Origin of the sequence: Vallitalea maricola (genome assembly GCF_036985595.1) — a bacterium.
Classification (GTDB): Bacteria; Bacillota; Clostridia; order Lachnospirales; family Vallitaleaceae; genus Vallitalea; species Vallitalea maricola.
Genome location: NZ_BTPU01000286.1, coordinates 1 through 251, shown reverse-complemented (window position 1 = coordinate 251; position 251 = coordinate 1). Strand labels below are relative to the sequence as shown.

Genomic DNA, 251 nt, shown 5'->3' with positions numbered 1-251 from the left:
CTTGGAAAACAAACATTTTAATTGGTAATTACAAAATTTTATTATAGGTAAGGTAGGTGAGTTATATGATTGTTTTTTATGGTATTTGTTTATTTGCAATAATACACTTAGCTGTACGATTGGCAATAAGACCATTAATTCCTATTAAAGAAAAAGATATATCCAGGGAAGATGAAATAAGTATTATTGATCTGAAAAATCTAGAGTTGTTTAATAACGAAGAGATGGAAGAGATTCTACTCTTATTTCAG

Annotated in this window: 1 protein-coding gene; it reads left to right on the top strand. The window is 27.1% G+C overall.

The features are described 5' to 3' along the window. Positions 1-65: 65 nt before the first annotated feature. On the top strand, positions 66-251 hold a 186-nt coding region (locus AACQ14_RS24110; protein ID WP_339366077.1), incomplete at its 3' end, for a hypothetical protein.